Here is a 23150-nt window from a genome sequence, read left to right on the forward strand (position 1 = left end):
CGCGACAGGAGCCGCCGACGACCGCGCCGGGTGGCGAGATCACCCAGAGACCTGGCGATACCGCCGCTTCCCTGCCAGGACAGCCTCTCGCCATCCTTTCGCTCATGACAAGCACCCGAGCACGGCACGACGACCCCCGCGACGACCCCCTGGACGACTTCGAACACAGGACCGTCAGCATCCAGGACGTCAGCAAGAGGGTGTACGTCACGGGGGCCGGCCCGGCCGTCGTCCTGATGCCCGAGATGCCGGGCATCAGCCCCGACGTCGCCCGCCTGGCCCGGTGGATACGCGAGGCCGGGTTCAGCGTGTACCTGCCCTCCCTCTTCGGCGTCGACGGCGCCTACCCGCTGGCCGACGAGGCCCGCGCCGTCGTGCGGCGCGCCTGTGTCAGCGCGGAGTTCCGGGCCTTCGCCGGCGGCGGCACCAGCCCGGTCACCGCCTGGCTGCGCGGCCTGGCCCGCACCGCGCACGCCGAGCGCGGCGGACCCGGGGTCGGCGCCGTGGGACTGTGCTTCACCGGCAACTTCGCCCTGACCATGGCCCTGGAACCCGCCGTCATCGCCCCCGTGGTCAACCACCCCTCGCTGCCGCTGGACGACCCCGCCGCCCTGGAACTCAGCGCCCAGGACGCCGCCGCGGTGGCCGGCCGCGTCCGGCGGGACGGCCTGAAGGTCCTGGCCTACCGCTTCGACGACGACACCTGGTGCACCGGCCGCCGCTTCGCGGCCTACCGGGCCCTGCTCGGCGACGCCTTCGACGGCCGCGTCCTGCCCGGCGAGACGGCCCGCACCGACCCGCCGCCCTTCTTCCGCGACGTCGTGGGCTGCGCCCACAGCGTCGTCACCGCCCACCTCGTCGACCAGGACGGCCACCCCACCCGGCGCGCCCGCGACGAGATCCTCGCCTTCCTGACCGAACGCCTCAGCCCACCCACCGCCACCACCACAGCCGCCGGTTGAGGGCGGTGCTCAGCCGGGCTCCCGGCGCGCGGCCTCGGCGATGTTGCGCGCCATGCCGCCGAAGACCACGGCGTGAAAGGGCGCCACCGACCACCAGTAGAGATGCCCCAGCAGCCCGCGGGGATGGAACAGCGCACGCTGGCGGTAGCGGGTGCGGCCCGCACCGTCCTGCTCCACCCACATCTCCAGCCAGGCCAGACCCGGCAGCCGCATCTCGGCGCGCAGCCGCAGCAGCCGGCCCGGCCTGATCTCCTCCACCCGCCAGAAGTCCAGCGAGTCACCCACCCGCAGACGGTGCGCGTCGCGCCGGCCCCGGCGCAGCCCCACCCCGCCCACCAGCCGGTCGAACAGGCCCCGCACCGCCCAGGCGAGCGGGAAGGAGTACCAGCCGTGCTCGCCGCCGATGCCTTCCACGACCCGCCACAGCGCCTGCGGAGAGGCGTCCACCACCCTGGTGCGGCGGTCGGTGTAGAGGCTGCCGCCGGCCCAGTCGGGGTCGGTGGGCAGCGGATCGCTGGGCGCCCCGGGCACCGAGGCCGACGACCACCGGGTGGTGACCTGCGCGTCCTGCACCCGCCGCAGCGCCAGGCGCAGCGCCTGGACGAAGGGCAGCGGCCGGCCAGGACCGTCGGGAACGTAGGCGGCGATGTCGTGCTCCTGGCACACCACCTCATGGCGCAGCGACTCCGCCAGCGGCCGGGCGATCCCGTGCGGCACGGGGGTGACCAGCCCCACCCAGTAGCCGGACAGTTTCGGCGTCAGCAGCGGCACGGGCACGATCAGCCGGTGCGGCAGCCCGGCGACCTCGGCGTACGCCCGCATCATGTTCCGGTACGTCAGCACGTCCGGGCCGCCGATGTCGAAGGCCCGGTTCAGGGCCGGGGGCAGGCCGGCGCAGGCCAGCAGGTAGCGCAGCACGTCGCGCACCGCGATCGGCTGGACGCGGGTGCGCACCCAGCTGGGCGTCACCATGACCGGCAGCCGCTCGGTGAGATGGCGCAGCATCTCGAAGGACGCCGAACCCGACCCGATGATGACCGCCGCGCGCAGCACCGCACTGGGCACCCCCGAGCCGAGGAAGATGCGGCCCACCTCCTCGCGCGAGCGCAGATGCGGCGACAGCTGCGCCGGGCTCACCCCGGCCGGGGTGAGCCCGCCCAGATACACCAGGCGGCCCACCCCGGCCGCCCGCGCCTGCCCGGCGAACGTCGTGGCCGCCCGCCGGTCGGTGTCCTCGAAACCGGCACCGGTGTTCAGCGCGTGCACCAGGTAGTACGCCACCTCGATGCCCCGCAGGGCATCGGCCAGCGACCGCGCGTCGGTCACATCACCGCGGACGATCTCCACCCGACCGGCCCACGGGTGGTCGCGCAGCTTGTGCGGGGAGCGGGCCAGACACCGCACCCGGTGGCCGGCCGCCAGCAGTTCGGGCACCAGCCGGCCCCCGATGTAGCCGGTGGCCCCCGTCACCAGGACGTGCCGGCCGCCCGCGGGAATGTCGTCGCCTTCGCTCACTGTGCTGCCGCCTCGTTTCGTGCCGGGGGAGCGGGGCCGCCTCACCTCGCAGTCTCGCCGCCGGCGGCCCGCACCGCGACACGCGCGCCCCGGGGCGCGCGGGCGGTCCTTGTCCCGCACGATGTTGAGGAGAGTGGTTCGGGGCACTCGGCGATGACGGCGAGTCAGGGAGGCAACGGATGGCACAGCGTCATCGACTGATCAGGGTGAGCCCGGACACGGTGTGGAGTGTCCTGGCCGACGGCAGCCGCTATGCCCAGTGGGTGGTGGGAACCGCCTCCTCGCACCCGGTGCGCGGCCGGTGGCCCGCCCTGGGCGCGGCGATCGAGTACGAGGTGCGCCTGGGCCCCCTCCGGGCCACCAACGAGACGGTCGTACGGCGCTGCGAGGAAGGCTCCATCCTGGAACTGGAGGCCAAGGCAGGCCCCCTGGGCACCGCCCGGATCGCCATCGAACTGCGGCCCTGGGGCGAACACTGCCTGGTCATCGTGGACGAACACCCCCTGCGCGGAGCCGCAGGCGTCCTGCACAACACGGCCGTCGAGGCACTGATCCAGCTGCGCCACCGCGCGATGCTCGCCCGCCTGGCCCAGGTGTGCGAAGCCGAACAGCGCGAAACCGACCAGGGCCGCCCGCGCCGCGCCCTGGGCACCGTGACCGGCCCGGGAGGCGGCGAGGCGCATGCCTGACGCGGTGGTGATCGGGGCCGGACCCAACGGACTGGTCGCGGCCAACCTCCTGGCCGACGCCGGGTGGAGCGTGACGGTCCTGGAGGAACAGAACGAGCCCGGCGGCGCCGTACGCCACGACCGGGGCGTGCACCCCGACTTCGTCAACGACCTCTTCAGCTCCTTCTACCCGCTGGCCGCCGCCTCGCCCGTCCTGCGGCGGATGCGCCTGCACGAGTACGGCCTGCGCTGGAGCCACGCACCCCACGTCCTGGCCCACCCCCTCTCCGACGGCCGCTGCGCCGTCCTGGACCGCGACGTCCACGTCACTGCGGCCTCCCTGGAGACCTTCGCCGACGGGGACGGCGCGGCCTGGCGGCGCCTGCACGACCTGTGGCACGACATCCACCCCGACCTCCTGGACGCCCTGTTCACCCCCTTCCCACCGGTGCGCGCCTCGGCCCGCCTTGCCTACCGGCTCAGGGCGGGCGGCGCGCTGCGCCTGGCCCGCTCCCTGCTGCTGCCGGTACGGCGGCTGGGCGAGGAGGAGTTCGACGGCGAGGGCGGCAGGCTCCTGCTGGCCGGCAACGCCCTGCACGCCGACCTCGCCCCCGAGGCGGCGGGCAGCGGCGGCTTCGGCTGGCTCATGGCACTGCTGGGACAGACCTACGGCTTCCCCGTGCCGGCCGGCGGCTCCGGCGAACTCATCCAGGCCCTGGTCAAACGCCTCAACGCGCGCGGCGGCACCGTACAGTGCGGCCGCACCGCCCAGCAGATCACCGTCCGCGGCGGGCGCGCCGTCGCGGTGCGCACCGCGGACGGCGACACCGTGCCCGCCACCCGCGCCGTCCTGGCCGACGTGTCCGTACCCGCCCTGTACGGCGAACTGATCGCCCCCGAGCACCTGCCCGGCCAGCTCCTTGCCGACCTGCGCCGCTTCCAGTGGGACTTCGCCACCTTCAAGGTCGACTGGGCACTGGAGGGGCCCGTGCCCTGGCAGGCCGAACAGGCCGCGGGCGCGGGCACCGTCCACCTGGCCGACGGCGTGGACGAACTCACCCGGTTCGCCGCGCAGCTGGCCATGCACCAGGTGCCCGACCGGCCCTTCCTCCTCTTCGGCCAGATGACCACCGCGGACGCCACCCGCTCACCGGGCGGGACCGAGTCCGCCTGGGCCTACACCCACGTCCCTCAGACCATCCGCACCGACGCCGGCGGGCAGAACATCTCCGGCGCCTGGAGCCCGGCGGAACAGGAGAGGATGGCCGACCGCGTCGAAGAGCAGGTCGAACGCTTCGCCCCCGGCTTCCGCACCCTCATCCGCGCCCGCCGCATCCTGGCCCCGACCACCCTGCAGTCCCTGGACCGCAACCTGCACGGCGGCGCACTCAACGGCGGCACCACCTCCCTGCACCAGCAGCTGTTCTTCCGCCCCGTCGCGGGCACCGGCCGCCCCGAGACACCTGTGGCCGGCCTCTTCCTCGCCTCGGCCGGCGCCCACCCCGGCGGCGGCGTCCACGGCGCCCCCGGCGCCAACGCGGCACGGGCCGCACTCCGCCGCCGCCTGCCCTTCCCCCTGACCGGCGCCCAGCGCCTGCTCGCGACCCGCGACCGCACCGGCAACAAGCACCACCACTGAGAGCCTGAGAGCCTGACCCACCGCCCCCGCCCCTCGACGAAGGGCCCCGGCATGCGCGACAGCCCCCTGACAGACCGCACCGTCGTGGTGACCGGCGCCGCCCGCGGCCTGGGCGCGGCCCTCGCCCGCGAACTGGCCCGCCGCCACGCCAGGATCGCCCTGCTGGGCCACGAACAGGCCGCCCTGGACGCCGTGGCGGCCACCCTGCCCACACCGTCCCTCGCCCTCGAGGCCGACATCACCGACCCGGCCGCCCTGCACACCGCCGCCCGCACGATCCGCGCCCGCCTGGGCCCGCCCTCCGTCGTCATCGCCAACGCGGGCATCGCCCAGGCCGGCCCGATCGAGAGCGCCGACCCGCACGCCTGGCGGCGGGTGATCGAGGTGAACCTCACCGGCAGCGCGTTCACCGCCCAGGCCTTCCTGCCCGACCTGCTGCACACCCGCGGCTACCACCTGCAGATCGCCTCCACGGCCGCCCTGGGCGCCGTCCCCATGATGAGCGCCTACTGCGCCTCCAAAGCCGGAGCCGAGGCCTTCACCCACGCCCTGCGGGCCGAGACGGCCCACCGCGGCGTGGCCGTGGGCATCGCCTACCTCAACTGGCTCGACACCGACATGCTCCGCGACCTCCACACCCACCCCTCCCTCCAGGAACCCCGCCGCCTCCTGCCGCCCCCCGCCCGCCGCCTCCTGCCCGCCTCCCGGGCCGCCGCCCGTCTGGCCCGGGCCGTGGAACAGCGCCGCACCGCCGTCTACCTCCCCGCCTGGACACGCCTGGCCCAGCCGGCACGGGCCCTGCTGCCGCCCCTGGTCACCCGCCTGGCCCGCGCCCGCCGCCGGCACCGCCCGCCGGGCCCGCCCCTCACCCAGACCGGGCCACTGGGCCCCGGCGGCCTCGCCGACCAGACCCGGGCCTTTCGGCGCGACACCCCCTGAGAGCCGGGCGAGGCTGGAGAGGAACACAGCCGCGCGCAAGACCCGCCCCACAAACCTCGCCCCATGAACCCACGGAGGCGCCGATGGAGCCCGTTGAGGCCCTGGAACGCATCGCCTTCCTGCTCGAACGCGGCCGCGCCCCCACCTACCGCGTACGGGCCTTTCGCACCGCGGCCCAGGTCATCACCCAGCTGGCCGAGGGCGAGACGGCGCGCCGCGCCGCCGACAACTCCCTGGAGTCGCTCAAGGGCATCGGCCCCAAGACGGCCGCCGTCATCCGTGAGGCGCTGGCCGGCGGCATGCCCGGCTACCTGGAACGCCTCGAACAAGAGGCCCTCACACCGCTGGCCGAGGGCGAGGGCGGCGCCCGGTTGCGGGCGCTGCTGCGCGGCGACTGCCATCTGCACTCCGACTGGTCGGACGGCGGCAGCCCCATCGAGGAGATGGGCCGCGCCGCCATGGAGATCGGCCACGAATGGGCCGTCCTGACCGACCACTCGCCCCGGCTGACCATCGCGCGCGGCCTGTCGCCCCAGCGGCTGCGCGAACAGCTGGCGGTGGTGGCCGACCTCAACGAACGCTGGGCCCCCTTCCGCCTGCTGACCGGCATCGAGTGCGACATCCTCGACGACGGCTCCCTCGACCAGGAGCCGGAACTCCTTGACCGCCTCGACGTCGTGGTCGTCTCGGTGCACTCCAAACTGCGCATGGACGCCGCCGCGATGACCCGGCGCATGGTCACCGCCGTGAGCGACCCCCGGGCCGACGTGCTGGGCCACTGCACCGGCCGCCTGGTCACCGGACGCGGCAGACCCCCCTCCCAGTTCGACGCGGAACAGGTCTTCGCCGCCTGCGCCGCCGCCGGCACGGCCGTGGAGATCAACAGCCGCCCCGAACGCCTCGACCCGCCCCGCCGCCTGCTGCGCCAGGCCGTCGAGGCCGGCGTCCTGTTCTCGGTGGACACCGACGCCCACGCGCCCGGCCAGCTGGACTGGCAGATCATCGGGTGCGCGCGGGCCGAGGAGTGCGGCGTACCGGCCGAGCGCGTGGTGACCACCTGGACGGCCCAGGAAGTCCTGTCCTGGACCCGCGCGAGCCGGGCCCGCGCCACTTCCTGAACCCCACGGGGCCCCGGAGAGGGCAGCGTTCAGCTCACAACAGGGCGCTGTTCAGGACCCGGTCGGGGGTCAGCGGCAGTTCACGCATCCGCACCCCGGTCGCATGGTGCACCGCGTTGCCGATGGCCGCGGCCGTCCCCACGATCCCGATCTCCCCGATGCCCTTGCTGCCCATCGGGTTGAGATGAGGATCGTCCTCCTCGATCCAGTGCGCCTCGATCACGGGCACGTCGGCGTGCGCGGGCACGTGATAGGCCGCCAGGTCGCACTCCGCGAAGTCACCGAACGCGGCGTCCATCGTGCTGCCCTCCGTCAACGCCATCCCCAGCCCCATCGTCATCGCGCCGATGAACTGCGACCGCGCGGTACGGGAGTTGAGGATGCGCCCCGCGGCGTAGACGCCCAGCAGACGGCGCACCCGGACCTCCCCGGACACCGTGTCGACACCGACCTCGGCGAAGTGGGCGCCGAAGGCGTGCCGGGCGTAGTCGCTGTCGGCGTCGGCGGCGCCCGCCGTATCGGCCGTGGCGCCCACCCCCTCCGGCGGCAGCTGCTGCCCCTGCTGCCCCGACAGGCGCCCGGCCAGCCGTGTGCAGGCCTCGTGCACCGCCCACCCCCACGACGCCGTCCCCGACGAACCGCCGGCCAGCGGCGCCGCCGGCAGGTCACTGCTGCCGATCTCGGTGCGCACCCGCTCCACCGGCACGCCGAGCGCGTCGGCGGCGACCTGCGCGAGCACGGTACGGGCACCCGTACCGATGTCGGTGGCGTTGACCCGGACCACGAACCCGCCGTCCGGATAAGCGTGGACACCGGCCCGGCACGGCGCGACGACCACCGGGTAGGTGGCCGCCGCGACCCCGCTGCCCACCAGCACCGGCCCCTCGGCCCGCGAGCGGGGCCGCGGATCACGCTCGGACCAGCGAAAGCGCCGGGCCCCCTCCCGCAGGCACTCGGCCAGATGCCGGCTGCTGAACGGCCGGGAACTGTCGGGCTCCTCGTCGGTGTCGTTGCGCAGCCGCAGCTCGACGGGGTCCATGCCGAGCGCCACGGCCAGCTCGTCCATCGCCGACTCCAGCGCGTACATGCCCGGCGCCTCACCCGGGGCCCGCATCCAGGACGGACTGGGCACATCCAGCGGCACCACCCGGTGGGTGGTCCGGCCGTGCGGCGAGGCGTACATGACGCGCGTGGCGGCGGCGGCCGTCTCGACGAACTCCTTGACGCGGGAGGTGTACGCGTTCACCTCATGGATCACCGAGGTCAGCGTGCCGTCCTGCCCGGCGCCCAGCCGCACCCGGTGCAGCGTCGGCGAGCGGTGACCCACCACGCACGCCAACTCCCGGCGCGGCAGGGAGAGTTTCACCGGCCGGCCCGTCGCACGGGCGGCCATGGCGGCGAGCACCACGTGCGGGCGGGGCGTGCCCTTGGAGCCGAAACCGCCGCCGACGTGCTCGGAGACGACCGTGACCTGCTCCTTGGGCAGCTCGAACAGAGTCGCCAGGACATCGCGCACGGTGGTGGCGCCCTGGCTGGAGTCGTACACGCTCAGCCGCCCGTCCTGCCAGCGGGCGGTGGCCGCGTGCGGCTCCATGGGGTGGTTGTGCAGCGGCGGCACCCGGTAACCGGCGTCGACGCGCACGGGCGCGGCCGCGAACGCCCCCTCCGCGTCCCCGCGCACGTGCTCGCCCGACGTGCCGTCCGAGTCCTCTGGTACGTAGGCATCGGGATGCCCGGCGCGCAGGGTGACGTCGTGGGGCTCCTCGGCGTAGGTGACGCGTACCGCCGCGGCCCCCTCGCGCGCCGCCTCCAGGGTGTCGGCGACGACCAGCGCCACATACCAGCCCCGGTGCGGGACCCGGGCGTTCTGCAGCACGGCCAGCGTCGCGTCGTCCGACTCGGCGAGCCGCGGCGCGTTGCGGTGGCTGAGGACACCGACGACGCCGGGCAGCGCCAGCGCCGCCCGGTCGTCGAGGCCGGTGACCTCACCGCGCGCCACGGTGGCCGGGACGGGCCAGGCATAGGCACACCCCTCGGGCGTGTGCTCGGCGGCGTAACGGGCGGTCCCGTGCACCTTGTCGGGACCCTCCCTGCGCTCGAGGTCCGCCCCGAGAGCATCGACGGTGTCCGGCATGAGGTTCTCCCTGCTGAAGACGGGGGCGAGAAAGACGGCGGGACGAGGGGTCAGGACGCGGCGGGGGAGCCCGGGGAGCTAGGGGAGCCCGGGGAGCCCGGGGAGCTAGGGGAGTCGGGGGAGCTAGGGGAGTCGGGGGAGCTGGGGAAGGCGGGGGAGCTGGGGGAGTCGGCCAGGCGACGCAGGACATCGCAGGCGAGATTGCGGGCCAGACGCACCTTGAACCCGTTGTCCCGCAGCGGCACCGCCTCCGCGAGCTCCGCCTCCACGGCCCGCAGGAACACCTCCTCCCGCGGCGCCGCACCCAGCAGTACTTCCTCGGCACGCCGGGCACGCCAGGGCCGGTGGGCCAGCCCGCCGAACGCGATCCGCACCTCCTCCACGACACCGTCGCGCACCCCCAGCACCACGGCCACCGAGGCCAGCGCGAAGGCGTACGAGGCACGGTCCCGCGCCTTGCGGTAGGCCGAGACGACGCCCGAGGCCACCGGCGGAATCAGCACCCCGGTGATGAGCTCACCCGGCGCGATCTCGGTGTCCACCTCCGGCCGGTCGCCCGGCAGCCGGTGGAACTCCGCCACCGCCAGCGTCCGCGCGCCCTGCGCACCCTGCAGCTCCACCCGGGCATCGAGCGCGGCGAGCGCGACCGCCATGTCCGAGGGGTGCGTGGCGATGCACTGCTGGGAGTGGCCCAGCACCGCGTGATCGCGGTGCACGCCCTCGCGCGCACCGCACCCCGAGCCCGGCTCCCGCTTGTTGCACGGTTTGCCCAGGTCCTGGAAGTAGGGGCAGCGGGTGCGCTGCAACAGGTTGCCGCCCGTCGTGGCCATGTTGCGCAGCTGGCCGGAGGCTCCCGACAGCAGCGCCTGGGCCAGCACCGGATAGCGGTCACGCACCAGCGGATGGGCGGCCAGGTCACTGTTGCGCACCATCGCACCGGCCCGCACGGAACCGTCGGCAAGCTCCTCGACCGAGTCCAGCGGCAGCCGGCTGACGTCGACCAGCGTCTCGGGCCGCTCCACCCCCAGCTTCATCAGGTCGACGAGGTTGGTTCCGCCACCCAGGTAACGGGAGGTGGCGTGCCCGGCATGCGCCGCGGTCGCCTCATCGACGCTGTGGGCCCGCACGTACATGAAGGACTTCACCGGATTCCCCCTTCCCCGGCACCACCGGCACCACTGGCACCACCCGCATCGGCGTCCTCGACGGCCTCGACGATGTGCGGATAGGCGCCGCAGCGGCACAGGTTGCCGCTGAGCCGCTCCCGGATCTCCTCCTTGGTCAACGCCACCGGCGCGCCGGTGGCCGCCCGCGGGTCCGTCACGTGCGAGGCGCGGCCCGCCCGCGCCTCGGCCAGGGCGCCCACCGCCGAACAGATCTGCCCCGGGGTGCAGTACCCGCACTGGAACGCGTCGCGCGCCACGAAGGCCCGCTGCAGGGGGTGTTCACTCTCGCCGTCGCCGTCCCGCAGCCCCTCGACGGTGGTGATGTCACACCCCTCCAGGGCCACGGCCAGCAGCAGACAGCTGTTGGCGCGGCGCCCGTCGACCAGGACGGTGCAGGCACCGCACTGCCCGTGGTCGCAGCCCTTCTTGGCGCCCGTCAGAGCCAGCTGCTCCCGCAGGACGTCCAGCAGTGTGGAGCGGTGATCGACGACGGGGCCGCAGGGCCTGCCGTTCACCCTCATGGGCACTTGCGAATGGAACACATCGGTTCCCATGGCGCTCTGCTCCCTCGTCCCAAGCATGATCCGTGACGTCATCGACGTCATCGCCTATCCAGCCTGAGTCAGGACACACATTCCGGCATGCCGGGAGCGCGCGGGTCACCCGCCCGCCGGGAGGGGGAGCGTCAGCGCCGGCCGGGCCTCGCGCAGCGCCACAGGACATGCACGACACGGAGCACCGCGAGCACAGCCGCGATCACGCCGCCGACGACGGGCAGGGTCTCCTCGACGGCGGCCGGCAGCTGCCAGACGGCGACCGGCCCGGCGAGCGCCCCGAACACCACGGCACCCAGGAAGCACGCGCTGAGCAGCGCGTATCCGATCTCGACGGTGATCGCGTCCCGTTCGGCCTGGCTGCGGCGGCTTGTCCCCATGACAGCAAAGAGTACTGAGCCCGCAGGCATCAGAGGCCCCCGTCTTCCTGCTCCCGACAGGCGCCGGCCGCGATCTTGACGAAGGAGCGGACCAGGGGGCTGGGGTCGCCCTGTCTCCAGGCCGCCACCGCGCGGCTGGGCGGCATGTCGCTCAGCGGCACCACCGTGAGCCCCCGGGCGGGTTCGTGGCCCAGCAGCGTCATGCCCACCGTGCCGTTCCAGAGCACCGCCTGCTGACACTCCACGACCGCCCGCACCACCGGCCCCTGCCGGGGCACGCCGCCGCTCCAGTACGCCTGCCACGCCGGGTCGGTGCCCCGCGGGAAGACGAACCAGCGCCGCCCGGCGAGGTCGGCCAGGCTCAAGGAAGCGCGCCGGGCCAGCGGGTCGTCGGCCCGCAGCAGCGCCCCCACCGGGTCGCCGCGCAGCTCACGCACCGTCAGGCCCATCTCCTCGAACGGCCCGCGGGTCAGGGCCACATCGACCCGGCCCGCGGGCAGCCCGCAGGCGGGGTCGGCCAGGCCGGCCTCGCGCACCCGCACCTCGACGTGCGGGTGACGCCGCCGGAAGGCCTCGGCCAGCCGGCTCACCTCCGGGCCGGCGCTGTCGCCAAGGACGCCGACGCGCAGGAGCGAGGTGCCGGCCGCGGCAGCCACCCGTACGCGCACCAGCTCGGCCCGCTCGAGCAGGGCCCGCGCCTCCTCCAGTAGCACCGCTCCCGCCGCGGTGAGCGTGACACCGGCCGGGGAGCGCTCGAACAGCACGGCACCGGTCTCGGTCTCCAGCTGTCTGATCGCCCGGCTCAGCGGCGGCTGGCTCATGTGCAGCCGGACGGCGGCCCGGCCGAAGTGGAGTTCCTCGGCGACCACCACGAAATAGCGCAGTCTGCGCAGCTCCATACGGCGACGATACCCAGCCGGTATCGCCCCCCTGAAACAGGTCTTGGACACCCGCCCCACCCCACCGCTGAAATCACCCCATGCCCACCACCCCAAACCCCAACCCCCCGACACCCACCCGCCCGACGACCGGCGCCCCGCCGACCGGCGTCCCAGCGCCCGGGCACCCGAGGGCCGGCGTCCCGGCGTCCGGCCACCCGACGCCCGGCCCCCTGAAGACCGGTGCCCCGCCGACTGGCGAGCCAGCGCCCGGGCACCCGAGGGCCGGCGCCCCGCCGACCGGCGTCCCAGCGCCCGGGTACCCGAGGGCCGGCGTCCCGACGTCCGGCCATCCGGCGTCCGGCCATCCGGTGCCCGGCCCCCTGAAGACCGGTGCCCCGCCGACTGGCGAGCCAGCGCCCGGCCTCCCGACGACCGGCGCCCCGCCGACCGGCGTCCCAGCGCCCGGGTACCCGAGGGCCGGCGTCCCGGCGCCCGGCCATCCGGCGCCCGGCCATCCGGCGCCCGGCCATCCGGCGCCCGGCCCCCTGAAGACCAGCGCCCCGCCGACCGGCGAGCCAGCGCCCGGCCTCCCGACGACCGGCGCCCCGCCGACCGGCGTCCCAGCGCCCGGGCACCCGAGGGCCAGCGTCCCGACGCCCGGTCACCCGACGCCCGGCGCACCGCCAACCGCCGCCCCGCCATCCGCCGCCCCGGCCCCGGCGCCTGTCGTCTCGGTGGTCGGGCCGGGGGAGGGCGAGGCGATCGTCCTGGGGGCGACACGGATGCGTGTTCTCGAGGACGGGAGCAACACCGGCCACCGCCTCGGCCTCACCGAATCCGTGCTGGCGCCCCATACACCCGGGCCGCCGCAACACCGCCACGCCCGGCACGACGAGGGCTTCTACATCCTCTCCGGGACGGTGCGCTTCACGGTCGGCCAGGAGGAGCACGACGCGGGCGCGGGCACCTTCGTGCTGGTCCCGCCCGGCGCCCCGCACACCTTCGCCAACACGACCGGCCGACCGGCCGTCATGCTCAGCATCTTCACCCCGGACCTGTACGTGCAGTACTTCCGCGACCTGCAGACGCAGTTGTCCGGGGACGGCCCGCCGGCCCCCGGCGAGAGCATCCGGACGATGGCCCGCTACGCCACCGAACCCGCCAGCCCCACCGAACCCGCCGGCCCCACCGAACCCGCCGGCCCCGCCGGACCCGCCCTCACCGAGGAGTGAGGGCGAGCCGGTGGAGGTCCTCCAGCGCGTCCATCAGGACGGTGTCCTGATGCCACTTGATCCAGTCGCCCATGGTGCGGCCGGTGGCGTGCAGCGCCCGCAGCTGCGCCTGGGTGAAGCCGGCCAGGGGCCGGGCGTGGTGGGAGGAGATGACACCGCGGACGGTGTCCTGGTCGTCGACGAGGGGGATGCTGTGGCAGGCGCGGCTGCCGGAGGTGAGGATCACGCGGCGCGTCTCGTCGTCGAAGCCGGGCGAGGAGGCGATCTCCCTGACGGTGACCTGGTGGCTGGCGGCGGCGGCCCGCGAACACGCGGTGTTGCCCTCGACGAAGGCGAAGTAGTCGGTGAAGTGCCGGGGCAGCCCGGCGTGTTTCGCCATGCGCAGGACGTTGTCCTCGACCAGCTGCACGTTGCCCATGTCGGTCCCGGTGACGGTCAGGACGCGGCGCAGCGCGGCGCCCAGGACCTCGCCCTGGTTGGCCGCGTCGAGCGTGCCGGCCTCGAGCGTGCTCAGGCTCGGTGCGGGGTGCTGGGGCCGCCGGGAGAGCCATGCCTCGGCGCCGGGCGCCGGCCCCGGGACACGGGCGACCGCGGCGGCCAGCTGGTGCAGTTTGATGTTGGCCCGCTGGGAGGCCTGGCGCATCAGTGCGAACGCCTCCCGCGGCTCCTTCAGGCGGTAGCGCTCGACGAGGATGCCCTCGGCCAGCGCGATCCTGGGCCGCGCACGCGCCTGGACCTCCAGCTCGGACACCTGCTTGCGCAGCTCCTCGGCGGTGGCCCGCAGCTGCTCCGTCTCGTCCCCGGGCGGGGCAGGCCGCTGCTCGGAGGCGGACTGCCCGGAGGCGGACTGCCCGGAAGCGGGCTGCTCGGGAGCGGGCTGCCCGGAGGCGGGCTGTTCGTCGGGTGGCGGGGGCACAGTCGGAACGGTCGTCAAGCTCTTCTCCCCTGGCCGCACTCTGCTCCGGCCCTTTTTCACCGGTCGATGAGCAGCGGCAGCCACGGTGCACGCCTCTGTCCCGCCCAGCACATTCCGCAGACGGGAGCCGCTCCTCACACACTGTGGCGACCGTATCGGGCCGCGCCCGTCATGTCATGACCGGCCCCGAAACCGGCCACCGGCGAGAATGCGCCCCCACCCCGCCCCCACCCCGGCCTCGCCGCGGCCGAACTCCCCGCCACCGGCCCGGTGTCAGCGCAGCCACTGCTCCTGGTCGGCGGGGCGGTACAGCGTGATGGCCTTGGGCAGCTTGTCGAGGACCAGGTGCCGGTAGGTGGCGTCGGTCACCTCGCCGTCGTAGGCGAAGTGGGGCTCGCCCCGCAGGACTTCCAGGTCCAGGCGGCGCACCTGCGCGGTCGTCAGCACCCGGGAGCTGTGCAGGGTCCCGGTCAGCACGGCCAGGAGCAGCCGGGTGCGGGCCAGCGGGGTGCCGGCTTCGACGGCGCGGACATCGAGCAGCCCGTCGTCGAGCTGGGTGCGGTAGGTGGGGGCGAAACCGGCCGGGTGGTAGATGCCGTTGCCCGCGAAGAGCAGCCAGATGCTGCGGCGGCGGCCGTTGATGACCACGGAGAGCGGACTGCCGGTGGCCAGCACCTTGGCCAGCCCCACGGTCAGCGCGGGCCACTTGCCGATGCGCTTTTCCAGCCGTTCCCGGGCGTGCACGAGTTCGGAGTACACCCCGATGCTGAACGTGTTGAGGAACAGCTGCTGCTCCGCGTCGTGCGGCGGCTCCTGTGCGGGGAGCGAACCGGAGAGCGAACCGGGAAGCGGGGCGGGGGGCTTGGGCCAGGAGGCCCGGCCGACGTCGGCGGTGACCGCCTCGCCCGCCCGGATCGCGCGGGCGACGTCCTCCAGGGTCTGGTTGCCGAGGTCCGCGGCGAAGTGGTTGAACGTGCCTCCGGGGAAGACGGCCAGGGGCACCCGGTGGCGGGCGGCCGTCGCGCTGCCCGCGTTGACGGTGCCGTCCCCGCCGCACACGCCCAGCGCCCCGCCGTCCGCGACGGCCCGCACCGCCGCCTCGTCGAGCAGGGCGAGCAGGTCGTCGCCGGGTTCGAAGAGGGTGATGGAGGCCTCGGGCAGCAGCGTGCGCAGCGCCTCCGCGGTGTCCTTGGACCAGGCGACGCCGGAGGAGGGGTTGACCACCAGGTGCAGGCCCTTGCCGTCCGGCAGTGCGGGGGCGGGCCGGCGCGGGGGAGCGGCGGCCGCCGCGGCCTCGGGTTTGACGGGCCACCAGCGGCAGGTGAGCAGCGCGGCGCCCACGCCCACCACCACGCCGGCCGCCACCCGTCCCCGGTGTCCCAGGCTTCCGCGGCCGCGCAGGTGGGCGAGTCCCGCGGCGAACGGCAGGACGGCCAGGCCGTGCCGGGGCGATTCCAGGGCCACCCCGCAGGCGAAGGCGGCGGCCGGTGCCAGCGGGCTGGTGGGCAGGGAAGCGGCGCTCGGTCGGGCAGACAGCCCGGACAGCCCGGACAGCCCGGACAGCACACCCGGCACAGAACCCCCGCCGAGCAGGGGGCGCCCACCGAGCACAGAGCCCCCGCCGAGCAGCGGGCGCCCGTCAAGGAGAGGACGGGCGCGGTGGACGGCCGGCTTGGCCAGCGTGCGGCTGACCGCCGCGACGATCGCCACCGAGCCGAGACCGCGCAGCGCGGCCCTGCGGGCGCTCCTGCCGCCCGACGCCCCGAGCGCGGCCGCGGCGCCCAGCCACACGGCCTCGCTGCCCGCCGCCCCGCGCAGCAGCCGCAGCGCGGCATCCGCCCGCCCGCCGCGCGCCGCGGCGAAGGCCGCCGCCACCCGGTTTCCCGGCCCCGGTATCTTCCCCAGCCGTCCAGGTCGCTTCATACCCTCGCTTCACCCCTGCACCTAGAAATCCGCCGCGCGCGGCCCCTCCCGGCCCGCAGCGCTGCCTCACCCTAGCCGCGCCCGTTCTTTTGTTCGGCGAGACGGTTCACCCCCGTCGCTCCGCTAGCATGATCGAACTCACGACGCTAGCCCTGATAGCCCACCCGTTACCCGATAAACACGCTATCTAGCACGAAAAGTGAGCCATTTAAAATAAAAATCTAACAAATCGGCCAAGCCATTGATATCAATAGCAACGCGAATATTTTCGCAAAAAAACCGCAGAATTGTATTCGCCACACTGCGTCAACCGCGGGTCCTGCTGTGGGGCGCGGCCGGCGCGGTGGCCCTCGGATTCCTCATCGCGCTGGAGATCGCCGCACGCCATTACGGCCTGCCGGGTCCGATCGCCAACCAGGCGCGTGAGGTGATGTTCGCCCCCAAATCGGGCCCGCTGCTGTACGCCAGCATGGCGCTGATGATGGTGGTCCTCACCTGGCGGCAACGCGCCATCACGGCCGCCGCCGCCGTCGGGATCGACCTTGCCTTCTTCCTGGTGCGCTGGGCCGTCGACGCCGACATGATGTTCGGCAACGGCGCCCTGTGGGCGATCCTGGGCTGGGGCGTCATCGCCCTGACCCGCCGCACCGGGCCCGAACGCGTCTTCCTGCTGAAGGGCGTCGGCCTGGGCCTGCTCCTGGTCGCCGGCCGCAAGACCGGCGACACCTGGCTGCTCATCACCTCCAAGACCCGCCCGACCGTCCTGGACCAGTACGTGGCGACCGCCGACCACGCCCTGGGCAACCCGTCATGGCTGGCCGGCCGCATCGTCGAGGCCACCGGCTCCCTGGGCGCCCACGTCCTTGACTGGGTCTACATCCAGCTCGCGGTGGCCGCGGTCGTCGTCTCGCTGTACCAGCTGCGCAACGTCGCCACCGAGCGCCGCTTCCCGGGCCACTACCTGGTGCGCACCTTCCTGGTGATCGGCCTCGTCGGACCGGCCATCTACATGATCTTCCCGGTGGTCGGGCCGATCTTCACCTACGGCACCGGCGCCTTCGGCACCGGCGGCGAACAGTGGGCGCTGGCCGACCTGTGGCCCCACACCCCGCCGCCACTGGCCACCCCGCACGCCATACCGTTCGACGAGATCACCCCGCGCAACTGCATGCCCAGCCTGCACACGGCATGGGCCACCGCGATCTTCATCCATTCCCGCAAGGGCCCGCGCGTCCTGCAGTACGCGGGCACGTTCTGGCTGGTCGCCACCCTCGGCGCGACCCTGGGATTCGGCTACCACTACGGCGCGGACATCATCGCCGGCGTGGTGTTCGCCTTCACCATCGACGCGGCGCTGCGCGCACTGGACCGCGGCTGGGACCGCTCGGGAATCCAGCTGGTCGCCTACGGCACGACCGTCTTCGCGCTGCTGCTCGTGTCGTACCGCTATCTGCCGGTGCAGATGGCCGACCACCCGTGGATATTCGGACCGCTCCTCGTCCTGGCGATGGCCTCGGTGATCCACGGCTACGTACGGACCACCCGGCTGTGGGATCCCAAGGCCGTCCCGGCGCAACGACCGGAACCGCAGCCCGAAATGGTGTGAGCCCCACCGGCACCGGCGCGAGAGGAGGCGGGCCGCGATGCGAGGCGGGCCGGGGAAATACGCCCCGGGGCGGGCGGCTAGCGCGGCGTGCTCGCATCGGCCCTGAACGGGCCGCCGTGGCCGGGCACGATCAGATCCGCGGCGGCCAGCACCCGCAGCCGGGAGGCCCGCAGCACCCCGCGGTCGGGCGCCACCGGGTCGTCCGCCGGACCGTCCGCGTGCCACCACAGATCACCGGCGAAGGCGACCACGCCCGCCTCCGTGCCCGCCAGCAGCGTGATGTCCTCGGTGCTGTGCCCCGGTGTGCGGATCAGCCGCAGCGACGCGGTGAGCTCGTAGCCCTCCGCATCCCGGTTGCGCCACTGATCGCCGCTGTACTCCACCTTGTGGTCGTGCACCCGGGCCCGCCCGAACAGGCCCACGTTCATGGTGTTGTCCGGATGATGGTGGCTGAGCACCACATCGGTGATGTCGTCGGGCCCCAGCCCCAGCTTCCGGAGCGGGCCGAGGATGTCCTCACGCCGGGCCACCATGCCCGGATCGAAGATCACATGCCGGCCGGCGTCCGCCACGTAGGAAACGGTCGCGGCCACCCCGGGGCCGGTGGAGCCGACGTAACCCGTGGTCAAAACCGTGTACACGGCGCTGCGTCCGAGCGGGGCGTCCGCTGATACGCGGGCTGATACGCGGGCTGATGTGGGGGCCGGTGTGTCTGTCGGTGCGCCTGTGTTCGTCATGGCGGCAATCCTTGCGCGCGCCCCGGCCGCCCACGAGTGGCACATCTGCCACTGATCGCAGGATCAGTGCCACACTGCCCCGCGTGACCCCCTTCGCGACCGTCGCCGCCTACACCCCGCCCGGAACCGGCATGCTCGCCGTCGGCATCGTCACCGAGATCTTCGGCCCGCACGGGACGGCCCTGCCCGGCTTCGACTTCGCCCTGTGCACCGAGCGCCCCGGCCCGGTCGCCACCGACCTCGGCATCCCCCTGACCATCACGCACGGCCTGGACCGGCTCGCCCGCGCCGACCTCGTGATCGCCCTGCCCTGGGCGGACTTCCGCACCCCGCCCGCCCCCGCCGTGCTCGACGCCCTCGTGGCGGCCCACCAGCGCGGCGCACTGCTCGCGGCCCACTGCGTGGGCACCTTCGCGCTGGCCGCCGCCGGACTCCTGGACGGCCGGCGGGCCACCACCCACTGGCGGTTCGCCGACCTGCTCGCCCGCCGCCACCCGCACGTCACCGTCGAACCCGACGCCCTCTACATCGACGAAGGGTCCCTTGTCACCGGCGCCGGAGCCGCCGCCGGCTTCGACCTCTGCCTGCACCTGCTGCGCAGGGAACACGGGGCCGCGATGGCCAACGCGGTCGCCCGGGACGTGGTGCTGCCCTCCCACCGCGACGGCGGCCAGGCCCAGTACCTGGCCGCCCCCGCTCCCCAGGACGGCCAGGACGAGCGCCTGGCCGACGTACTGGCCTGGGCCCGCGCGAACCTCCACGAGCCGCTGCCCGTCACCGAACTGGCCCGCCGCGCCGTCATGAGCAAGCGTTCCTTCGCCCGCCGCTTCACCGCCGCGACCGGCACCACCCCGCACGCCTGGCTGCGCGACCTGCGCCTGAGCAGCGCCGAGGAACTCCTGGAGACCACCGACCTGCCCATTGAGGAGATCGCCCGCCGGGTCGGCTACGGCAGCGCGGCCGTCCTGCGCGAACAGTTCGTACGCCGCCGGGGAGTACCGCCCCGCTCCTACCGCCGCTCCTTCACCACCACGCCCTGACCGGCGCCTGCGCCCTGGCCGGCACCTGCGGCCTGAACAGCGCCTGCGGCCCGGCCGGGGCCCTCCGCGGCAGGGGAGGCAGCAAGGGGAGAGGCGGCAAGAGGGGAGGTGGCGAGCTGTCTGCGGGCGGCCTCCAGAGCGGCGCCGATGTCACGGGTACCGGTCGACACGCACAGCGTGTAGGCGACGTCCTCCATGCCCCGGCGGGCTTCCTTGGTGCCCTGCTCGGCGTGCAGGGCGCGCAGCGCCTCGTACCGCTCGACCAGGTTCTTGAGTACCACCGGATGTGCCATCAGCATCAGAGGCCTCCTCATAGCCATTACTCGCTGGGGGTAAGCACGGCCCCTTGTGCCCCGGATCCGGGATGCCATTCCCCCACAATTCAGCATTCTCACCCCGGCCGGACAGAGCCTCCAGTCGGGGCCCGCGCACCGCCCCCGGCCTTCACAGAGCGGGGGTGAACCGCTCCCAGGCCCGGTGCCCGCCGAGCAGGCCGGTGACCGTGCGCAGCACGGCCTCGGGCTCCTCACCGCTGACCACGCCCGCGGCGTCCGCGGGCAGCCCCGCCGCGTCCAGGGCGGCCGCTCCCCGCCCCCAGGCCCCGATCGCCTTGCCGTGCCGGAAAGCCTCCGTGACCATCAGCAGCAGCCGGGGCTCGACACCGCTCGCCCGGGCCGCACCGTCGTCCGCCTTGGCGTCCCGGGCCCCGTAGCCGTCCGCGGCGGGGGCAGGGGTACCGGCCAGCAGGAGGGCGTCGAACTCGATGGAGCGGGCGGTGGTGAAGGTGCGCTGCACGGTGAGCGGGTCGCCGTCGGCATCCAGGGTGCCGCCGGCCGGGGCGATGACCAGCGGGACCATCCCGGCGTCCAGGACCGCCCGGCGGACCGTGCGCACCCCCTCCAGGCCGCTGACGCCGTCGGTGACGATGCCCACGATCCGGCCGTCGACCGGCCACTCCTCGCCGAGCTGGGACAGCGCGGGGCTCGGCTCGACCACGGCCGGCGGGGCGGACGGCTCCGGCACCGGCAGACCCAGACCCGCGGCGACCTGCGAGCACAGCTGCGGATCGATGTGGGCGAGCACGTTCAGGGCCCGCTTCTTGATCCCCTCGTTCCAGCACTTGCCGAGCTCGAAGGTGTAGGCGGCCACGATGTGCTCGCGCTCGGTGGGCGTCATGCTGAGCCAGAACTGCCGGGGCTGGCTGAAGTGGTCCGCGAAGGTGGCCGGCGCGTCGCGGACCTTGCGGGACGCCGGCACCTGGGCCGGCACCTCGATGTAGGCGCCGGTGTCCGCGCCCGCCAGGAAGGGACAGCCGCCGTCCAGCGAGTTGGGCCGGTACGGTGCCACGCCCCGGTGCACGGCCGTCTGGTGCATGCCGTCGCGCAGCATGTCGTTGACGGGCACATGGGTGCGGTTGATCGGCAGCTGGGCGAAGTTGGGCCCGCCCAGGCGGCTGATCTGGGTGTCCAGGTAGGAGAAGAGACGCCCCTGCAGCAGCGGGTCATTGGTGACGTCGATGCCGGGCACGAGGTGGCCGGGGTGGAAGGCGACCTGCTCGGTCTCGGCGAAGTAGTTCGAGGGGTTCGCGTCGAGCGTCATCAGACCGACCGGGCGGACCGGGGCCAGCTCCTCGGGCACGATCTTCGTCGGATCGAGCAGGTCGATGCCCTCGAACATCTCGTCCTCGCTGTCGGGGAAGACCTGGACGCCGAGCTCCCACTGGGGGAAGGCGCCGGCCTCGATGGCGTCGGCGAGGTCCCGGCGGTGGAAGTCGGGGTCCATGCCGGCGGTGATCTGCGCCTCCTCCCACACCTGCGAGTGCACACCCAGCCGGGGCTTCCAGTGGAACTTCACCAAGGTGGTGGCGCCCTCGGCGTTGACCAGCCGGAAGGTGTGGACGCCGAAGCCCTCCATCATCCGGTAGGAGCGCGGGATGCCGCGGTCGGACATGTTCCACAGCGTGTGGTGGGTGGCCTCCGTGTGCAGGGTGACGAAGTCCCAGAACGTGTCGTGGGCGCTCTGCGCCTGCGGGATCTCCCGGTCGGGGTGCGGCTTGCCGGCGTGGATGATGTCGGGGAACTTGACCGCGTCCTGGATGAAGAACACCGGAATGTTGTTGCCGACCAGGTCGAAGACGCCCTCCTGGGTGTAGAACTTCGTCGCGAACCCGCGGGTGTCGCGCACGGTGTCGGCCGAGCCGCGCGAGCCGAGCACGGTGGAGAAACGCACGTACACCGGCGTCTCGACCCCCTCGGCGAGGAAGCCCGCCCTGGTGATCCCCGCGGCACTGCCGTACGCCCTGAACACGCCGTGCGCGGCGGCTCCGCGGGCGTGCACCACCCGCTCGGGAATCCGCTCGTGGTCGAAGTGGGTGATCTTCTCCCGCAGATGGTGATCCTGCAGCAGCACCGGGCCGCGCGGCCCGGCCTTCAGCGAATGGTCGGTCTCGTACAGGCGCGCCCCCTGAGCGGTGGTCAGGTAGGCGCCCTCCTGGGCGACGTTCTCCTGCGGCGCCCCGGTGGGCTGCCCCGTGGGGCTGTAGGTCTGCGGACCGTGCTGGTCGGCCTTGGGCGGCAGCGGCCCGTGCGGCTGCGTGGGCTCCTCCACCGGCACGGCCTCCGGGCCCGGGGCGCCGGGAATCTCGTTCCCGGACCGCATGGCCCCGCGTACCTTCTCCACCGCCTTCTCCGCGGCGGCCGACACCGGATTCTTCTTCTCGCTCACTGGGACTCCGCTCGTTCGACGGGACCGGGCCGCGCACCGCTGCGCGCGCCGCCCCGGGCAGGGGTGATGTCGCGAGACGACGGGTACCCTCCGCCTTCTCGGGGGACACCTGCACTGAGCCGTCCGGGGGTGCCCCCGCACGGCCGAAAAAAAGGGGGGCACTGTGTCAGGGGAGCGACGGCAGAAGATGGATCTGGAGGCGTACACGGAGCGCCGCCGGCCCACCGTGGCCGGCAAGGTCCTCGTGGCGCCGAAAAGGCAGTGAGAACGGTGTGCTCACCCCGGGGCAGCAGGACGCCTCACGGACGGCGGCACGCATCCGTGAGCGGATCACGGCCCGGGGAAGGCTCGCCGGGACACCGCCCGGCTGAGGCGGGCCGGCCAGGACCGGTCCCGCGGGCGAAGGCGCGGATGTCGTGGACCGCTTCGCGCAGCGTCGCGAAGTGCCGGTGTGCGCCCTCCACCGGCACCGGCGCGTTGACGCCCCACGCCGTCATCCCGGCCCGCAGTCCGGACTCGACCCCCGAGGCGGCGTCCTCGACGACCAGACACTTCCGCGGATCGGCGCCGAGCAGCGCGGCCGCCCGCAGATACGGCACCGGCGACGGCTTGCCCTCCGCCACCGCGGCCGCGTCCACCCCCACGCCGGGCACCGGCAGCCCCGTCCGCGCGAAACGGCCGCGCACCCGGTGCTCGTAGTTCGACGTCACCAGCGCCCAGGACCCGGGCCGCAGAGCCTCGAGCAGCTCCCGGGCCCCCTCGAACGCCCCGTAGACCCCCCTGCGGACGTCGTCGTCCTCCAGCTCGTGCAGCGCGGCCAGACACGCGTACGGGTCCCGGTCCGCGGCGACCTGCGCAAAGGTCTCCATCGGCCTGGTCCGCAGCGCCACCCGGTACACCTCATCGCCGTCCAGCCCGTGGCGCCGCGCCCACGCCCGCCAGACCCGGCGCTGGTTGTCCACGGCATCGATCAACGTGCCGTCGACGCAGCCGCAGCATGGCCCTGGCGTGGATCT

Annotated in this window: 19 protein-coding genes and 1 pseudogene; 8 read left to right on the forward strand and 12 right to left on the reverse strand. The window is 74.0% G+C overall.

Annotated elements, in window-relative coordinates:
- The first annotated feature begins 104 nt into the window (after nucleotides 1–104).
- On the forward strand, nucleotides 105–962 hold the full coding sequence (locus AB0N81_RS12775; RefSeq protein WP_365357793.1) for a dienelactone hydrolase family protein: 858 nt from the start codon (nucleotides 105–107) through the stop codon (nucleotides 960–962).
- 9 nt (nucleotides 963–971) lie between these two features.
- Here the strand turns inward: AB0N81_RS12775 and AB0N81_RS12780 are convergent, their stop codons facing one another.
- Nucleotides 972–2477: an SDR family oxidoreductase gene (locus tag AB0N81_RS12780; protein WP_365357794.1), complete on the reverse strand. Its 1506-nt coding sequence runs from the start codon at nucleotides 2475–2477 to the stop codon at nucleotides 972–974.
- A 179-nt stretch (nucleotides 2478–2656) separates the two neighbouring features.
- On the opposite strand from AB0N81_RS12780, the gene AB0N81_RS12785 reads away from it, so the two are divergent.
- From AB0N81_RS12785 to AB0N81_RS12800, 4 genes are all read left to right on the forward strand, one after another.
- Entirely contained in the window at nucleotides 2657–3166 is a 510-nt protein-coding gene (locus AB0N81_RS12785; protein WP_365357795.1) for an SRPBCC family protein, read from the forward strand.
- On the forward strand, nucleotides 3159–4784 hold the full coding sequence (locus AB0N81_RS12790) for an NAD(P)/FAD-dependent oxidoreductase (RefSeq protein ID WP_365357796.1): 1626 nt from the start codon (nucleotides 3159–3161) through the stop codon (nucleotides 4782–4784). The genes AB0N81_RS12785 and AB0N81_RS12790 overlap by 8 nt, the downstream gene beginning before the upstream one ends.
- A 51-nt stretch (nucleotides 4785–4835) precedes the next feature.
- On the forward strand, nucleotides 4836–5723 hold the full coding sequence (locus AB0N81_RS12795; protein WP_365357797.1) for a short-chain dehydrogenase/reductase: 888 nt from the start codon (nucleotides 4836–4838) through the stop codon (nucleotides 5721–5723).
- 83 nt (nucleotides 5724–5806) lie between these two features.
- On the forward strand, nucleotides 5807–6841 hold the full coding sequence (locus tag AB0N81_RS12800; protein WP_365357798.1) for a PHP domain-containing protein: 1035 nt from the start codon (nucleotides 5807–5809) through the stop codon (nucleotides 6839–6841).
- Nucleotides 6842–6875: 34 nt separating this feature from the next.
- Here AB0N81_RS12800 and AB0N81_RS12805 read toward each other — a convergent pair whose 3' ends face one another.
- From AB0N81_RS12805 to AB0N81_RS12825, 5 genes are all read right to left on the reverse strand, one after another.
- The gene (locus AB0N81_RS12805) at nucleotides 6876–8975 is read right to left on the reverse strand and encodes a xanthine dehydrogenase family protein molybdopterin-binding subunit (RefSeq protein ID WP_365357799.1); all 2100 of its coding nucleotides are present in this window, start codon (nucleotides 8973–8975) and stop codon (nucleotides 6876–6878) included.
- Nucleotides 8976–9025: 50 nt separating this feature from the next.
- The gene (locus AB0N81_RS12810; RefSeq protein ID WP_365357800.1) at nucleotides 9026–10120 is read right to left on the reverse strand and encodes a xanthine dehydrogenase family protein subunit M; all 1095 of its coding nucleotides are present in this window, start codon (nucleotides 10118–10120) and stop codon (nucleotides 9026–9028) included.
- On the reverse strand, nucleotides 10117–10695 hold the full coding sequence (locus tag AB0N81_RS12815; RefSeq protein ID WP_365357801.1) for a 2Fe-2S iron-sulfur cluster-binding protein: 579 nt from the start codon (nucleotides 10693–10695) through the stop codon (nucleotides 10117–10119). The genes AB0N81_RS12810 and AB0N81_RS12815 overlap by 4 nt, the downstream gene beginning before the upstream one ends.
- A gap of 131 nt (nucleotides 10696–10826) precedes the next feature.
- Nucleotides 10827–11075: a DUF6332 family protein gene (locus tag AB0N81_RS12820; protein ID WP_365357802.1), complete on the reverse strand. Its 249-nt coding sequence runs from the start codon at nucleotides 11073–11075 to the stop codon at nucleotides 10827–10829.
- Between the two features lie 29 nt (nucleotides 11076–11104).
- A complete protein-coding gene (locus AB0N81_RS12825; protein ID WP_365357803.1) occupies nucleotides 11105–11974 on the reverse strand; it encodes a LysR substrate-binding domain-containing protein in 870 nt (289 codons plus the stop codon).
- A 716-nt stretch (nucleotides 11975–12690) separates the two neighbouring features.
- Here AB0N81_RS12825 and AB0N81_RS12830 point away from each other — a divergent pair.
- Nucleotides 12691–13188, forward strand: coding sequence for a cupin domain-containing protein (locus AB0N81_RS12830; protein ID WP_365357804.1), 498 nt, complete (start codon nucleotides 12691–12693; stop codon nucleotides 13186–13188).
- On the opposite strand, the gene AB0N81_RS12835 is transcribed toward AB0N81_RS12830, so the two are convergent.
- Nucleotides 13175–14122: an ANTAR domain-containing protein gene (locus tag AB0N81_RS12835; protein WP_365357805.1), complete on the reverse strand. Its 948-nt coding sequence runs from the start codon at nucleotides 14120–14122 to the stop codon at nucleotides 13175–13177. The genes AB0N81_RS12830 and AB0N81_RS12835 overlap by 14 nt on opposite strands.
- A 255-nt stretch (nucleotides 14123–14377) precedes the next feature.
- Nucleotides 14378–16027, reverse strand: a complete 1650-nt coding sequence (locus AB0N81_RS12840; protein ID WP_365357806.1) for a diacylglycerol kinase family protein — start codon at nucleotides 16025–16027, stop codon at nucleotides 14378–14380.
- A gap of 301 nt (nucleotides 16028–16328) precedes the next feature.
- On the opposite strand from AB0N81_RS12840, the gene AB0N81_RS12845 reads away from it, so the two are divergent.
- Nucleotides 16329–17633 carry a phosphatase PAP2 family protein gene (locus tag AB0N81_RS12845; RefSeq protein WP_365357842.1) on the forward strand — a complete coding sequence of 435 codons (1305 nt, stop codon included), beginning with the start codon at nucleotides 16329–16331 and terminating at the stop codon, nucleotides 17631–17633.
- A gap of 77 nt (nucleotides 17634–17710) precedes the next feature.
- On the opposite strand, the gene AB0N81_RS12850 is transcribed toward AB0N81_RS12845, so the two are convergent.
- Complete coding sequence (locus AB0N81_RS12850; RefSeq protein WP_365357807.1) at nucleotides 17711–18274, reverse strand: MBL fold metallo-hydrolase; 564 nt, start codon at nucleotides 18272–18274, stop codon at nucleotides 17711–17713.
- Between the two features lie 227 nt (nucleotides 18275–18501).
- Between AB0N81_RS12850 and AB0N81_RS12855 the strand changes: the two genes are divergently transcribed.
- The gene (locus AB0N81_RS12855; protein ID WP_365357843.1) at nucleotides 18502–19410 is read left to right on the forward strand and encodes a helix-turn-helix domain-containing protein; all 909 of its coding nucleotides are present in this window, start codon (nucleotides 18502–18504) and stop codon (nucleotides 19408–19410) included.
- Nucleotides 19411–19523: 113 nt separating this feature from the next.
- Here the strand turns inward: AB0N81_RS12855 and AB0N81_RS12860 are convergent.
- From AB0N81_RS12860 to AB0N81_RS12870, 3 genes and pseudogenes are all read right to left on the reverse strand, one after another.
- Nucleotides 19524–19709, reverse strand: a pseudogene (locus tag AB0N81_RS12860) (DUF5133 domain-containing protein); the annotation flags it as partial.
- Between the two features lie 145 nt (nucleotides 19710–19854).
- Nucleotides 19855–22134, reverse strand: a complete 2280-nt coding sequence (locus AB0N81_RS12865) for a catalase (protein WP_365357808.1) — start codon at nucleotides 22132–22134, stop codon at nucleotides 19855–19857.
- A 299-nt stretch (nucleotides 22135–22433) separates the two neighbouring features.
- Entirely contained in the window at nucleotides 22434–23108 is a 675-nt protein-coding gene (locus AB0N81_RS12870) for an HAD-IA family hydrolase (protein WP_365357809.1), read from the reverse strand.
- Nucleotides 23109–23150 lie beyond the last annotated feature (42 nt).

The sequence above is a fragment of the Streptomyces sp. NPDC093510 genome, assembly GCF_040683555.1.
Lineage (GTDB): Bacteria > Actinomycetota > Actinomycetes > Streptomycetales > Streptomycetaceae > Streptomyces.